The following is a 14,855-nucleotide window of genomic DNA, read 5'->3' on the forward strand; positions in this document are numbered from 1 at the left end:
CATGGCACAGCATGCCGAACAGACGGGCGTTGAAAGACCCGCGATAGAGTCGCTGATCAAGTTGGGCTACACCCACTTGCCTGGCAAGCAGATTCAGGTGGAGCACCGCCACCTTGCGCCAATCCTGGACGATATTCTGAAGTCCCGGCTGCTCCTTCTGAACCCCTGGCTGGAGTCGGCTCCCGGCGGTGTGGATTCGGCTCTGCTCGAACTGCGCAAACTGGTCAACGATGAGCTGTTGCCAGCCAACAAGACGTTCTGGGAGCAGGCAGTTCATCGAACAGACATCCAGGTGAAGGACGCCGAAGGTAAGCCTCGCAGCGTACGCTTCTTCGACGCCAGCGATGCAGCCAACAACGACTTCCATGTGGTCGACCAGTATGTGGGCAGAAACGCCGATAATGATGTCTTCCGGCCTGACCTGCTGCTGTTCGTGAATGGCTTACCGCTGGCGATCATCGAGTGCAAGGCCAGCCATCACCGCCTGGATGAGGCACTGGCGCAGCTCGATGGCTACCAACGCAGCTTCGCTGCCCAGTTCGTCTTCAATCAGGTCTGCGTGGGCCTGAACAGGCGACAAGGGCTGTATGGGGCCATCCTCACCAAACCCGCCTTCTATGCCCGTTATCGTGTGCAAGAGCCCGAGCTGGCTTCAGTGTCCGCCTTGCTGGGGGATGCTCCGAGTGAGCAAGACCAGCTGCTGTGGGCGCTGTTCGAGCCAGGCCGCTTCCTGCAACTGATCACCCACTTCGTGCTGTTTGAAACCCGCGATGGCCGCACGGTGAAGAAACTGCCGCGCTACCAGCAGTGGCGTGCCGTGAGGAAAACCGTGGCACGTCTGGCCGCACCGAAGCCCTTGGGTGGTGTGGTTTGGCACACGCAAGGCTCGGGGAAATCCCTGACGATGGCTCTGCTGGCTCGGATCCTGCGTGCGGATAGCACCGGCCTGAACAACCCGACCGTGCTGGTTCTCACTGACCGTAAAGACCTCGACAAGCAGATCTTCGATACCTTCCACGCTGTCGGCATCAAGGCTATCCAGGCTGTCTCGGTGGACGGCCTGATCAAGATGCTATCCAACGATTACGGCAGCGTGTTCACCAGTACGGTGCAAAAGTTCCAGGAAAACGAGCAGCCCGGCGACGCCCCCAATACGACACCGGACAAGGAGGACGATAGCCTGGAAGCCACTCGGCATCGGCGGGTGCGTGAAGACAAAGACTTCTACATGGTTGAAGAGCGCAATGTGCATTTCGGCCAACTGGATGCGAATGGCGCTGCTCTGGATGCCAAGTGGGAGGAGGTCAGCCGCGAGAAGGTGCACTTCCGCGTGCTGAGTACCAAGCCGAACTTCTATGTCCTCGTCGATGAAGCCCACCGCAGCCAGTACGACTTCCTGGCAGCGTTCATGCGAGCCAGCCTGCCCAATGCTAAGTTCATCGCCTTCACCGGCACGCCGCTGTTGCAAGACGACAAGCACACACTGGCCGAGTTCGGGGGTGGAGAGTACATCGACGAGTACCGCCTGCACGAAGCAGTAGCAGATGGCGCAACCCTGCCGATCAAGTACCAGGATGCCTGGGTAGCGTTGTCGACCAACACTGAACTGGACGAGGCATTCCAAAAGCAGTTTGCCGGCGAAAGCGAAGTCCGCCAGCAGGCTCTGAAACGCGAGCTCCTCGCACGCTGGCGTCAGGCCGGTGATCGCATGGAAAAGATCGCGGCCAACCTGGTGGAGCACTTCATCGCCAACGTCCAGGCCAAGGGGCTGAAGGCGATGCTGGTTTGTGATGGCCGGGATATGGCCGTGCGCTACAAAGACTTGCTCGATGCACTCATGGCCGAGCGTGCCATGCAGGGCAAGCCAACCTTCGAGAGCAAGGTAGTCATCTCTCTGGGCAGCATGACTGCAAACCGTACTGGCGCGTCGGTACAGGAGGAAGCAGCAGAGCAACAAGTCAGCATCGACACGGTGCAAAGCATCGAGGAACGGGTGCGGGACGAGCTGAAAGCTGGCAAGGAACCCGTCGCCATGCCCTCCGAGCAGATCGCCAACTTTGTCAGCAAGCTGTTCCCGCTGCCGTATGGCGATGAAAGCAAGGGGCCAGATGGCAAGCAGCACGCCAACAATGTCGGCCTCATCATTGTGTCGGACATGCTTCTGACCGGCTGGGACGCCCCTGTCGTGGGCACCATGTATCTCGACAAGCCGCTCAAGGAGCACACCCTGTTGCAGGCCATCGCACGGGTGAATCGCACCATGGCAGGCAAGAACGCCGGCTACATCGTCGACTATCACGGGGTGGTGGAGCAGCTTGACCATGCACTGAAGATTTACGGTGGCGAGGTAAAGCCTTCACAAGTCTGGCAGGGGGTGGAGAGCGAGCTGCCCAAGCTGCAAGCCACCCTTGACCGTATCCTCAAGCTACTGCCCAAGAAGCACGATCCGGCAACCCAGCGTGAGGACTTCAAGGACGATGCCGAGCGCTTCCTTGATCCTGCCAGCCGGCTGGATGCAGTGGAGGACTATCTGGAGCTTGTGAAGCAATTCAATCGCTCCATCGACATCATCCTTCCCGACGTGCGCGGCGTGCCATTCAAGCCCTACTTCACTCTGTTTGCCGAAATCCGGCTGATGCTGCGCGACAAGCTGCCCAGCAGCACTTACAAGGAGCGCATTACCAAGCTGGAGTCGCTGTTGTTGCAGCAGCTGCTGGATGAGTACATCGATGCCAGCCCCGCTAAGAGCCTGCTGGGCCGCGAGGTGTCGATTCTGGATGCCAGCGACATGGCCCGCCTGAAGAAGGTTGCCAGCTCTGGCAGCCGCGCCCTGGTGATGAAAAATCAGCTCAGGCACACCATCACGACCGGGAAGGACAAGGATCCCGCCTTCTTCGACAAGCTGGCTGAAAAGCTGGACAAGCTGTTGGAAGAGGAAAAGGCCGGGCGGATCAGCCAGGCGCAGTTCCTGGAGCAGCTCGACCTGTTCAGCCAGCAAATTCGGGACAAAGACAACACCGGCTTCAACCATCCGGCGCATTCGGCTGTCTATCACTACCTTGCCACACAGCTAGCCGAGGAGTCCGCCAGGGCCATGACTGGCAAGCTGTTTGAAGACGCCGAATTGAAGCGCACCATGGCCAGCGACAAGTGGAAGCAGATGCCGGACATACTCCCTGACATCAAAGACCATCTGCGTCGCCTGCTGATGCCGCTGGCAGGTTGGGAGCGCTCAGTTGCCCGTGACCACTCCAAGCGCATCGTTGATATCCTGCTGAAAAACTGACGCGACTTCGACCATGCCTCTGTTGCAGTACGGCCAGACCACTATCGAATGGCACTTCCAGATCGATACAAAGCTGAAGCGGCACTATGTGACCGTCGAGCGCGGACAGCCGGTGCTGCTCCGAGGCCCACAGGTGAGCGAGGCCGAACAGGAAGCTCTGATACTCCAGCGTGCCCGCTGGATTCGCGAGAAGCTGGCCCAGGTAAACCAGCCACAGGTGAATGAGGCTATCGTCACTGGCAGCCGTCTGCGATATGCCGGTCGCACCTACTACACCGAGGTGCGCCACACACCAGACTTGGCCTCCCCCATGTTGACCTTTACAGCCTCACGCTTCGTGATCGACAGCCCCGAAGGAGTCAGCATTCAGCCTGGGGCTCTGATACCGCTGCTAGATAACTTCTACAGGGAGCGTGCTCAGGAAAAGCTGCCCGCACGCGTCCGCCACTGGGAGCGCCAGACGGGACTGCAATCCCAAGGAGCCCGCATCCGTCACTTCCAGAGCCGCTGGGCCAGCTGCGATGCCCGTAATGTCCTTGAGTTCCATCCTCGGGTGATGGAGTTACCGGCCAACGTTGTGGATTACATCATCGTCCATGAGCTGTGTCATACGGTGGAAAAGAATCACACCAGAGCCTTCTGGGCATTGGTGGCGCAGCATCTGCCTAGGTGGCGACGGCAGCATGAAATTCTTGAGCGAGCTGCGTTTGGGGATGCGGTGTAACTATAACTTACAGCTTATGGCACTTGAGAGAAAATACATGACAGTGATAGGCGCGCCGCCTTAAATCAACCGCAGAGCCACTCAATAAAAATCAAAAAAACAACCAAAATATTCGAATACAGCTCAACCAGATTCATCACAAAAAACCAAACAATACAATCAGACGCGAACTCCTTTAACGACGGAAGACTTGATTGACTCCAACTCTCGCTCAAGAGAAATAAGCCTCTTTTTTATTTCTTGAAAATCATTAACATCACCCATCGCCACATCATGCCTTGTTCTAACCAACTCCTCTTTAACACTCTCCATAGAGTCAATTGCTAAAAGAGCTGCATCAGCTGACCCCCATAAACCGATGTAATCCCAGGCAATATCAAAATATGCCCAAATTGACTCAGGACTACCGTGCCCTGTTTTCGACGCAATCCGCTTGGCGATGCTTTTCAAAACAGCATCAGTCATCATCTCTCTTGCTGAAGACCCGCCAGACATAAATTCCTTCAAATGCACAACGATTTCTCGCGTAATAAACCTATGCCGAAACATTGAAAAACACGACTTAGTACTCTCAAGCCCAGCCCCCTTTGACAATCGCTCAAAATCTTTTGTGAGAGACTCTTTTCTGACTGCACGTCCATGCTCATTCAGGAGGAGAGCCCCGCAATCTATATAACCAGGATCCAATACTTTCAGAAAACTTGTAAACGCCTCCCTAGCCCTCATGTATCTCGTGAAGTGCATGGCGTCTCTTGCCATTATTGGAAAAGAACGGACAGGAGGTGTATTTCTTCGCCTTTTCTTTGTTGGTATTTTTATTCTAAGCTCAGCCAAAACATTAGCGTTTTCATGAACGGGAATCTCATGCATTTCCTCTGGGCGCAACCCAGTTCTCTTCATGATCCAAACAACAAATATCCTTCTCTCATAAATATACCGCGCCCTTTGATTAACAAGATCGCTGGATCCAGCACCTTTTTCAGAAATTTCCCTTCTTCTCAAAATCTCATCTTGAATCCTCTCAATATACTCATCAGGCATTGGGTTTTTGTCGCTTTGCAAAGCTTCCTTAGGAGGCAACGATGAATGCTCAAAGTAAACCACTCTAGAAGTTCTCTTCAACTTGACAACAATCTTTGGATTGTCTGAGAGAACCCCTATTAACCGCCCATCGCGACCAACAAAAAAATTATCTTGGTACCAAAAAAGAAATGAAATGCAAGTTCTTATTATTTGCCTAACATGATTATTGTGCCTAGCAAACAAACTTGGATCTTCTCTAGATCTCTCGCAAATTAGATCTTCTACAAGCTCATGCAGAAGCCCATCAGACAGTTGATGAAAAGAAATTTTCTTTGAGAAACAAAACCTAATTAAATGAGAAACATGCGCAGCATACGTAGCTGTTGTGCTGCCTGTTGTAGAACTCGAAACGCTCGTCAACCAATGGTTCGCAGCCACACATGGCTTACCGTTTGGCCAAGACAAAAATGCCAGCCTCTTCACAACCCGAAACTTAACAAACTTCGCACCCCCAACATATCTGACATGGTCTGGAATTGAGACATTTTCGTAAACAGTATAGAGCTGTTTCTTTTTCATTCAGCCCTCCCGCCCGAAACAAGCTTTAATCCGTCCCCATCGAACACACCACTCACTGGAGACACAATATTCTCAAACTTATCAAATGACTGCTCAAGCACATTTTTGATCTGACGACACAGATCATCTTGAGATACATTTTTATTATCCACCAAAGAATAAACTTTTCTAAAAAGCTCGAAATATGCCATGGAGCATAAATGCGCCATCACCTCAGCTTCTTTTTTCTGCTTTTTAATAAAAAATAGACTCTGCTCCTCGCCGCTACCATCGCTAACCTCAACATCCTCTCCCTCGACCCGTTCATATACATCCCGCCTCGCTGCCTTTAGTGCCTCCCAACCCACAAGACTTGAAACACCAGTAACATCCCTAGTTAGTGCAAAGTCTGAATATTGCTTTAGTGTATTATAAGAAATACTCCTAAACCTACCATCTACTGAGATTTCACAAAAACCTCGCATCGTTGCCATTGCATCTTTCTGCTCGCCGGTTAGAACAACACCTCCTCCTGAAATTTCTTTTAGCCATAAATACCTATTAACAACCTCAAATATCGTTGTATTTTTCATCTTTCGCGCCCAAAAACTTGACTGCTATTTCAATCCCCGAGACCTCGCCACCCCCATCCCTTGAGAAGATAGAGTAAGGCTTAACTGAATACTTATTATCAGCTCGCAACTCTTCAAGAAAGCAGAGATACTCTTCCCCACGAACACCCTCAATACTTCTGACCCCAAAGTGCTCGCAAACGCAATCATAGAGCGCCACGAGGCCCTCATTCCCCCCGCGACTTATCTCATTTCGCTCAAGCATAATCAGTCTTTCATCCACATACTCAGCCTCAATCCTTGATAACTCCTCTCCTGGCATGTTGGCCTCAATGTATGCATAAGTATGCTCTGCCTGCGTATGACCAGCCATCCATCTTACGGCGTCAAGCACATGATATTTTCCATCCCAAAAAAACATGATGAGGAAAAACTTCCTCAACTCATGAAATCGCACATACCATCTGCGCCCGTACTCATCCAGTGGCGTTTCAGAAAAATCACAAAAAACATCAATGCAGGAATTTATTCTCCCCCCCAAATTACTATCTGACGGCCTATGCAAAGTCGCGCCAGATGGAAAATAAAACAAATCAACTGCATGAGCAGTTTCATCCCCATAAAAAACAGACAACTTCTCACCTAGCTTTTGAAGAAGCGATATCGCCTTAGCCGTTAGGAAAGGTATTGGCTTTTTATCGCTGCGATTTAATCCACTCTCTCCACTTTTACCAAGTTCGTAATCCAGCCAATACCCCTCCAGCAGACCGCTACCCCTTGCCAAACAGTTTCTTTTCAGCCTCTGTATTTCCTCATCGCGAGACGGCTTCATTATCGCTATAGATAAAGCACAAGCCCCGACCAGCGCCTGGAGGATCAGATAAAATGACGGAGACTTATAAATCTCCTCTCTCTTAACTCTTTTATTTAGCGGCATCAGCCCAAATTTCTCTTTTAAACTTTCTAAGTCAGAACCATCTGCAGACTTTATCTTCCAGTTCTCCACAGCAAAAGACACAGCTTTTTCTTTCTGAACTTCAGCCTCAGCGGCACCACAGTTAGATCTTCTTATCTTCTCATACTTTCCAACAACATAAACAGCCGCCTCTACTATTGCGTCACCACACGAGAAAACCCATGTAACCACCGCGTTCAGTACCGACAACCCCGTAGACAATGGCAAAAGATTATGATGACCACTCCGCCGGACAATACTTTTAAGGCCAGCATGAATCAACTCAACATCAAAGCTCCCTGATGCGTACCTTTCAGGCAAAAAGCTTCTACCCAAAAGAAACTTCTCCAAGCATCCAGCATGTGCCGAAAGAGTCTCTTCAGATACCATCCGATTAATCACATCTATTTTAAGCGGCGTATTTTGACTTGGAAACACAGTATCCAGACATGATTCTAGCAACAAATGAGGGTGATCCAGGCCAGGCTCAAACTGTCTAGCAAAAACCCTAAATGAGTCGCTCTTAAAAGAAGTCAAACTAGCCCCAAGAACATCAGAAAAATATCTCCTTGAAACTGACATACCTCCTCCATTATCAACATACGCCCCATTGCGAACAAGATACTCCGATATCTTCTCCTTCACCGACTCTGGAAGTTCATATGGAGAACTAATTAACTCTTCGCCAGGGCACTCCCCGAATGCCTCAGTATACAAATGAACTAATGATCTAGGTATAAACTGCAACGCTTCGCACCACCCACCTAATGCGAGCTCACTCAACAGTTGCTGCGCCGCATTTTTATCAAAATACTTGAATGCTTCTTCTTTGGGGGCAAACCTATTTTTATGCAACAATACCCACGACGCCAAATTGATTCCCCAGCGAACAGTATCTAGCCATCGCCTCGGGCCTAGGGATGAGCCAGTCCATTTCGCCCGCAATGAATACGCCCAGACCTGCACCGTATCCAATATCAATTTATTTTCTGGCGAACATAGCCTCGTTCCATCGCTCATCAAAGCATCAAAATATACGTTTATGGTTTTTTCCCACTTGCCATCAACTAGCTCTTCTCTTCCTCCATTTCTAGTCTCCCAAACTGGAGCACCGATATCACCAGACAAAAGCCAAGTAGCCTTAATTTTTTCTATTTTGGCAGGCACCAGAATCTTGGCTCTTTTTAAAAGCTCTTCCACCAAGCGAGCATCGCTTGCATTTTGGCCACCTTTGCGCATACACACCTCGAACAGCCAAAAACATCTAATCTAAATATGCATTGAATCCAGTCTCTGTAGATATTTTTTAGCCAACGACACCGCTATTGAATGCATAGACTTCAGACTTCTATGTGAATCACCTTGGACTTTAGTCCTCACAATCAGCTCCACCCCTGAGACATCCTCACCAGTCGCCGCAGCCTTAATTAGGCTAGATAGGTCAACCAAAGCCTTTGGCGAAATTCCCACGGTTATATTTTTCGTTTCAAGATCTTCATCAGACAAGTTTTTACTGCACCACTCAGAATAAGCATAGAGCAGCGAAAGAGAATTCGGCGAGAGGTTAACCATGAGCTCGCCGCCTACCCCTCCCACATATTCATCTTCATGCCTGTCAGCCCACCTGCTCAGAAATGCATCTGAAACAGGATCACCCTTATTAGTTATTTCAAGCAACTTGGTGACATAGTTTAGAAGATCGCTATGCTGGCTAAAATCGCTAGCCTCAAGCAGCCATGGAGAGTCTTTTGCTGCAATTATAATTAGCTTTTGCTGAAAGCGCCTTACCAAACGCTCGTTCGCCTTTCTCAAAATCCACGGGGGCATATAGTGCTTAATAACAATCCTTTCAGTATTACCAAGAGAAACTGACATCTCACGAATGGAACCAGTCTCAAACCACTTCAGAATCCCTTTCGTATTCCTAACTCTTGAAATTGTGAATGTTGCCGGAGGAATATCTAGCCCATCCAGATTTCTCTCTATTGAACTGTATAGGCTAGGCCCCTTCCCTGCATTTATCTTTATCAGAATATTATTTGGCTGCCCAACACCAACCCTGCTTGATATAATAAACAAAGATCTGGATCCGCCATGATCTTTAGCCTTAAGCTTTCGCCTTAACTCCGCAGTAGCCTCAACAACCCCCTCAAGAACCATCACAGAAATAGGACTCAAAATTGCTACTTTCCTAGAGGTGGCTCTCGGCTTTGTAACACCAAAGATTAAATTCTTATTATTAAATCCACTATAAATGTAATTTTTATCCTTATAACTCAAGAGCGCAGCCTTTGATATTGAATCCGCAGTAAAATTCGGATGCTCTCCAGCCAACAGCACACATGCTGCAGCGCAATCTCGGGCAGACAGCAAACCGAGGTGCCTTGCAATAACCTCAGTAATCTCAACCTCATTCATTAACGGGGAATTTGAAATACCTCTGAGTCCATCAACCAACTCATGAATCAATGATTTCCTTTTGAAGACTCCAGAGAAAAAATCTATTTTTGATATATTCCCGACAGAAACAACATCTAGAAGATCCGTTTCAGTGAAAAAATAATTTACTGCCGAAAGAAACCAAGCAAGCCCATCAGGATTTCTCATGGATGCCAAATGACACCACTCCCCATTGATCTTTACATAATAGGAACGTGTCTTAACAACATTCTCAATATCGCCTTTAGGGATCTTTGATATAAGCTTTCGCCCAGCCAAGTGAGCTCCTCGCATATCATTCCAATACGCAAGAACAGCGTCCCTTACCACATCAGAGTATTTCTTAAGCCGTCTTTCTATTTCAGCCAATTGCTCATCTTTATTTAGTGCAAATGACAAGTCGATCAGATAATTATTTTTCCCGATACTGGAGTGAAACTGATCACTACCAACTGCCTCTACAAACTCGCCAAGAGTATATCCCTTGGATCTTTCAGCATCAGACTTAATCTCTCTTATTTTTGCAGCAGGAATATTGGTCTCGGATGGTACTATCCCGGAAATCTTCAACTGATCAAAATAAAGAGAGTACATGCACCACGCTGACTGCCGAGTATTGATTGCAGCCTTACTATACTTATCATCAGTCAAGTAAAAGCAAAAAAAGTCGTATATAAAACCATCCCAGCCTTGCCCATCCGGGATATCCAGGCAGTTCTCCCTCAAGTAATTAAGAATATCCTTAATTATTTTCACAAACTGTGGAATTGAGGAAACCCTTGCCCCATAAGCCAAGATCTGTAGATTCCGACAGAGAGCGTCAAGCTTATCTAGATTCACACTATTTGGGATTAGGCACTCATATTCACTAAATCCTTTTCTCAACGCGTGGTTTTCTTGGGTAAAAACCAACTTCCCTTGAGTGTGGATTTCGTATTTCATGTTGATCACCCCGATAGCCGCTACTCCAAACCGTAGCCGCCAGCTGTGTGGTGTCAAATTATCAGTGTCATTTTTCCTTGCAATCGATGTAAGTGCATGTTCTATAAGGACTTTTAAAATGACATCGTGGTAGTGTCCGCAAAAGTGCCATGCGCTGTTCCAGTTCTACGTCGCCGACGGCAAGCTCTCCTGCCAGCTGTACCAGCGCTCGGCCGACATCTTCCTTTTAGACCACCTATTTCAACCCGCACAGTACGCCCCCAGAGAAGCTGTATTAGCTGCCTAAACGCGTCCGTCCTGCATGAGGTGCGGCTCATCAGGGGTCAAACACATCTTATGATGCCCCCCCCAAAGCCAAACATCGGCGGGCCACCGTCAGACATTTCGGTTGGCGGTACTCGACAATCCGTCACAATCTCAAGACTGCCCCCTCAACCACATCAGCCTCAGGCCAGGTCTCGGTCTGTTCTGCCCATCTCAAGAGCATCGCCCACCAAGCCCAGCGCATTGCAGCGTTACGAAGCGGTGTCGCCTACCGACCTAGAGTTGCACCAACGCCCCCAAGGGGCGTCAATTCACCGATGCATCGTCGGGCGACTCAAAGACTGGCTCAACTCTCAGGGGGTTCTTCTCCTCAAGTCGACTAGCGATATGTAAATCACTTTTCGATGGATAGTGCCTGAGCAAACGACGCGCTTCACACCGAATCTCATTCGGCAACCTGCAATCCCGACTCAGCTCGACCAAGAGCTCTCTGTGTCCTGGCTCGATAGCACTCGGCTAAGCCTGTGTCAGGCGCCACTTTGGCACAGAGCTCCCCGCGACGCATCCTTGAAGCAGTAGCCATGGCCCCTCTGCCTGTTGCACAAGACCTTGTACGATGCCCGCCGAACAGGTGATGGACGGCTTGGTCCCCAAGTGCATGGAAGGCATCGTGCTCGATGCGATGACCGACCATGAAAAGCTGTCAATGGAAGTGCTCGACAATGTGGCCAAGAGCCGAGCATTTGCCAGGGTAATCTACAAGCTGCTGACGACGGCGGGAGGGTTGGGCTGCGGTGACAACACTGGCAAGTACGGCATGTAGCTTCGGTTGGCGCCCATGAGCGGCACGCTTTCTGATCGCATGGATGCGCCATGTCCATAGCCTCCACCCTCTGGCAACAGGTGAAATACCTGCCCAAGGGGCGACTGTTCAGCTCTCGACGTTTTGCAGGGCTGGGGTCACGCTCTGCTGTCGGCAAGGCGATAGCCCGGCTGGTGAGCACTGGCGAGCTGGAGCGGATCACTCGCGGGATCTACATGCGCCCGAAGATCAGTCCGTATGTCGGCAGTGTCCGCCCCAGTGCCTTGGCCGTGATCCGAGTCATCGCCAAGCAGAATCACGAAACGATCCAGGTGCATGGTGCCGAGGCTGCAAGGGCATTTCATCTGAGCACTCAGATGCAAACACAGCCTGTGCTGTATACGAGCGGCTCCAGTCGAGAGATTCGAATCGGTGCCCTGACGATACGGCTCCGACATGTTTCCCAAGAAAAGCTGCAGCACGCCGGAAACAAAGTGGGCCTGGCCCTTGTAGCGCTCTTCTACCTAGGCAGGAAAGGCGTGAATCCGACTTCAGTCGCGAAGATCAAAAGCGAGCTGACGCAGGCCGAACTCAAGCAGTTGGCAGCCTGCAAAATGCCTGCCTGGATGAGCAAGGCCCTGGCTGGCCCTCCGCCGGTCTGACGCCATGAACCAATGGCCAGGCAGAGCATTTAGCCAGATGAGATTGATACAAGGAGAACGGAATGACGATGCCGAGTGAGCGCACCCGCGCAATCATTCAAACCCGAGAGTTTCTGGTCGACTTGTCCCGTGACCAGGCGCTACCTGAGGCTGTGCGCACTGAGGCTCATCGCCTGTTGCGTCATTACCCGACCGCCGATGAGGTGCTGCTTGCCGGGAAGGTAGAGGAACAGCGCGGGGACGGCCTGCCGTGGGTTTTCCTGAGCTCCAGGATCGACTAGTCGACCTATAGCTCCGTCACTTGAGGCAGGAGAGAAATTGGGTCGCAGGCCAGCACGCTGGCAATGCGGTACAGCTTCTCGATGGTGATGTTCACTTCACCGCGCTCGATGCGCCCCATGTAGCTGCGGTCAAGGCTGCAGGCCAGCGCCAGTGCATCCTGAGAAAGTCGACAGGCCTTTCTCTGCGTCCGGATGCGTGCCCCCAACGCTTTCGCCAACTGATCCATGACCGCCTCAACTCCACTTGAGGCGGCACTATCCTGCGTTTGCGGACTCACAAACCACGGATTATAATCCGCATTTTTCCGCTACGACCCCTCGGGTATCCGCATGAAATCTGCCCCGTTCATCTTCGACAGGCGGCTGTATGAGCTGCTTCAGGAGGAAGGGCGCACGCAGTTCACGACCCGTGATCTGCGGGATGCCTACGCCAAGCGCCTGAAGGGAACGACCTTTCGTCTCGGCGATGTGCGCCGGTATGTGTACGAGCAGATCCGTCGCATGCTTCGTGCAGGCTGGCTTGTACCTGACGAAGAGCACCGCACGCGGGGCCAGGTCTACCACCTGCGACCAATTCCGGCACATCTGCAGCTGGAGCTGATTGACAACGGGTTCGAGAACAATCTCAAGACTGCACGTGAGCCAGAGCGGGAATCAGTGCCCAAACAAAACGCGATGCCTCTCAACCCTTCATCCGATGTGGAGCAGCATCTGGAAACGCTCCTCAAGGAGATCCGGCTGGACTTCCTGTCGGCGATGGGCGAGGCGGAGCGATACAAGCAGCTCCTCGATGACATGCCGCATCTCCGCGACAAGGTCGAGGGCGAGTACCTGGAGGCCAGAGATCGCAGCTCGCGCCTGCTCGGGCACCTCCGCGCTGTCGAGAAGACGCTCAAGACGCTTGCCTCTGCGCGATGACGTCATCCCTTCGAGACTGGCAGCGCCGCTGTATCGACTCGGCGCTGGAGCACTTCATTTCCACGCCGCACTTCTTCTGCCAGGCAACGCCCGGCGCCGGCAAGACACGCATGGCGGCAGAGCTGGCCCGGTGCCTGCTGGAGCAAGGGAAGATCGATTTGGTGCTCTGCTTCGCGCCGTCGTGCCAGGTCGTCGACGGTTTCCGCTCGACCTTTGCGGCGGTACTCGGCAAGCGTCTGGACGGTCTGCTCGGCGCTGTGGGGGCCGCGTACACCTATCAGGCCATGGATTATCGGGACGAGGGGTTCTGGCAGCTCCTCGACGACTACCGCGTATTCGTCGTCTTCGATGAGATCCACCACTGCGCCGGCCATGATCCGCTGCTGAGCAACGCCTGGGGGCAGCAGATCCTGCAACGGATACAGGACCGCGCCACTTTCACCTTGGCCCTCTCCGGCACGCCATGGCGTTCGGACGACCGTGCCATTGCCCTGGCCCGCTACTCGTCGCCCGAGGGGCACCTGATCTGTGACTTCCGCTATGGCCTGAGGGAGGCCATTGTGGACCGGGCGTGCCGCTCGCCCCGCATCGTCCTCCTCGACAACCAGAGGGTGAAGCTCACGGAGGAGCTGGAGACCGAGAGCACCGTCAGGCTGTTTCCCAGCATCGCCAAGCTGCTGGGGGAATCCCCCGTCACCTTCGAAGAACTGCTGCGTCATGACGGTCTAATCGACCAACTACTCAGCCTGGGATGCGGCAAGCTGGATGAGCTTCGCCGGGTCAAGCCGGATGCGGCCGGCCTGGTGGTCGCTACCGATATCGAGCATGCCCAGCAGATTGCTCAGTCACTGGAGGCCAGAGGGGAAGGCTGCCGGGTCGTGACTAACCGGACTCCGGATGCCCAGCAGGTGATCAATGCCTTCAGGCACGGCGATTGCCGCTGGATCGTCGCCGTGGGGATGATCAGCGAGGGCACCGATATCCCCCGCCTGCAGGTGTGCTGCTACCTCAGTCGCATCCGTACCGAGCTGCACTACCGGCAGGTGCTGGGACGGGTACTGCGGCGCATTGGCGAGCCCGATGATCAGGCCTGGCTGTTCATGCTGGCTGAGCCCACGCTGCGGCACTTTGCGGAGCGCATTGCGGATGATCTGCCGGATGACCTGGCGGTGCTCAGTCAGGTGCAGATACCCGCCGCCCCTTCTGGCTCGATGGCTGGCGGAATGGGGGCCGGCAGCGATGCCGATGGCAGCGGAGGTGGCGAGGCCGGGCAGGATCTTGGGGTAGGTTCGGCGGGCGCCTACTCGCTGGGGGATTTTGCTGCTGAGCCGAGCTATCAGGTCAGCTTTTCGCAGCACTACCGGCAGCTGTTGTTGGCTTGCTTCTGACAGTCGAGCAGCTGGCAGCCTCAACTAGGGTGAGGCTGCCC

12 protein-coding genes and 2 pseudogenes are annotated in these 14,855 nt (G+C 52.3%); 8 read left to right on the plus strand and 6 right to left on the minus strand.

The genetic code is table 11. The features are described from left to right. Window position 1 precedes the first annotated feature (1 nt). Window positions 2-3,286 (plus strand): type I restriction endonuclease subunit R, encoded by a 3,285-nt coding sequence (locus tag BM297_RS07325; RefSeq protein ID WP_092429781.1) that lies wholly within the window; start codon window positions 2-4, stop codon window positions 3,284-3,286. Window positions 3,287-3,299: 13 nt separating this feature from the next. Next, entirely contained in the window at window positions 3,300-4,010 is a 711-nt protein-coding gene (locus BM297_RS07330) for a YgjP family zinc-dependent metalloprotease (protein ID WP_092429783.1), read from the plus strand. Between the two features lie 159 nt (window positions 4,011-4,169). Here the strand turns inward: BM297_RS07330 and BM297_RS21485 are convergent, their stop codons facing one another. The 4 genes from BM297_RS21485 to BM297_RS21500 all read right to left on the minus strand — a co-directional run bounded on the left by BM297_RS21485 (window position 4,170) and on the right by BM297_RS21500 (window position 10,499). Beyond that, entirely contained in the window at window positions 4,170-5,612 is a 1,443-nt protein-coding gene (locus BM297_RS21485; RefSeq protein WP_139231029.1) for a hypothetical protein, read from the minus strand. Next, window positions 5,609-6,184, minus strand: a complete 576-nt coding sequence (locus tag BM297_RS21490) for a hypothetical protein (protein ID WP_139231030.1) — start codon at window positions 6,182-6,184, stop codon at window positions 5,609-5,611. Before BM297_RS21490 ends, BM297_RS21485 begins: the two co-directional genes overlap by 4 nt. Beyond that, window positions 6,162-8,318, minus strand: a complete 2,157-nt coding sequence (locus tag BM297_RS21495) for a hypothetical protein (RefSeq protein ID WP_175526614.1) — start codon at window positions 8,316-8,318, stop codon at window positions 6,162-6,164. Before BM297_RS21495 ends, BM297_RS21490 begins: the two co-directional genes overlap by 23 nt. Window positions 8,319-8,387: 69 nt before the next feature. Continuing rightward, window positions 8,388-10,499 carry a hypothetical protein gene (locus BM297_RS21500; RefSeq protein ID WP_139231032.1) on the minus strand — a complete coding sequence of 704 codons (2,112 nt, stop codon included), beginning with the start codon at window positions 10,497-10,499 and terminating at the stop codon, window positions 8,388-8,390. 145 nt (window positions 10,500-10,644) lie between these two features. On the opposite strand from BM297_RS21500, the pseudogene BM297_RS22275 reads away from it, so the two are divergent. Continuing rightward, window positions 10,645-10,785 (plus strand): annotated as a pseudogene (locus BM297_RS22275) (thymidylate synthase); the annotation flags it as partial. A gap of 284 nt (window positions 10,786-11,069) precedes the next feature. Here BM297_RS22275 and BM297_RS22345 read toward each other — a convergent pair. Next, window positions 11,070-11,246 carry a BPSL0761 family protein gene (locus BM297_RS22345; RefSeq protein WP_342742278.1) on the minus strand — a complete coding sequence of 59 codons (177 nt, stop codon included), beginning with the start codon at window positions 11,244-11,246 and terminating at the stop codon, window positions 11,070-11,072. Between the two features lie 142 nt (window positions 11,247-11,388). Between BM297_RS22345 and BM297_RS07345 the strand changes: the two are divergent. The 3 genes and pseudogenes from BM297_RS07345 to BM297_RS07355 form a co-directional block, all read left to right on the plus strand. Beyond that, window positions 11,389-11,586: pseudogene (locus BM297_RS07345) on the plus strand (hypothetical protein); the annotation flags it as partial. Between the two features lie 50 nt (window positions 11,587-11,636). Further along, a complete protein-coding gene (locus BM297_RS07350; RefSeq protein WP_092429787.1) occupies window positions 11,637-12,227 on the plus strand; it encodes a DUF6088 family protein in 591 nt (196 codons plus the stop codon). A gap of 62 nt (window positions 12,228-12,289) precedes the next feature. Next, complete coding sequence (locus BM297_RS07355; RefSeq protein ID WP_092429789.1) at window positions 12,290-12,508, plus strand: BPSL0761 family protein; 219 nt, start codon at window positions 12,290-12,292, stop codon at window positions 12,506-12,508. A gap of 5 nt (window positions 12,509-12,513) precedes the next feature. Here BM297_RS07355 and BM297_RS07360 read toward each other — a convergent pair whose 3' ends face one another. Continuing rightward, window positions 12,514-12,735 carry a helix-turn-helix domain-containing protein gene (locus BM297_RS07360; protein WP_092429791.1) on the minus strand — a complete coding sequence of 74 codons (222 nt, stop codon included), beginning with the start codon at window positions 12,733-12,735 and terminating at the stop codon, window positions 12,514-12,516. A 103-nt stretch (window positions 12,736-12,838) separates the two neighbouring features. On the opposite strand from BM297_RS07360, the gene BM297_RS07365 reads away from it, so the two are divergent. Continuing rightward, window positions 12,839-13,426, plus strand: coding sequence for a hypothetical protein (locus tag BM297_RS07365; protein WP_092429793.1), 588 nt, complete (start codon window positions 12,839-12,841; stop codon window positions 13,424-13,426). Continuing rightward, entirely contained in the window at window positions 13,423-14,814 is a 1,392-nt protein-coding gene (locus BM297_RS07370) for a DEAD/DEAH box helicase (RefSeq protein ID WP_092429795.1), read from the plus strand. Before BM297_RS07365 ends, BM297_RS07370 begins: the two co-directional genes overlap by 4 nt. Window positions 14,815-14,855: the final 41 nt, after the last annotated feature.

Source organism: Geopseudomonas sagittaria (assembly GCF_900115715.1).
Taxonomy (GTDB): Bacteria; Pseudomonadota; Gammaproteobacteria; order Pseudomonadales; family Pseudomonadaceae; genus Geopseudomonas; species Geopseudomonas sagittaria.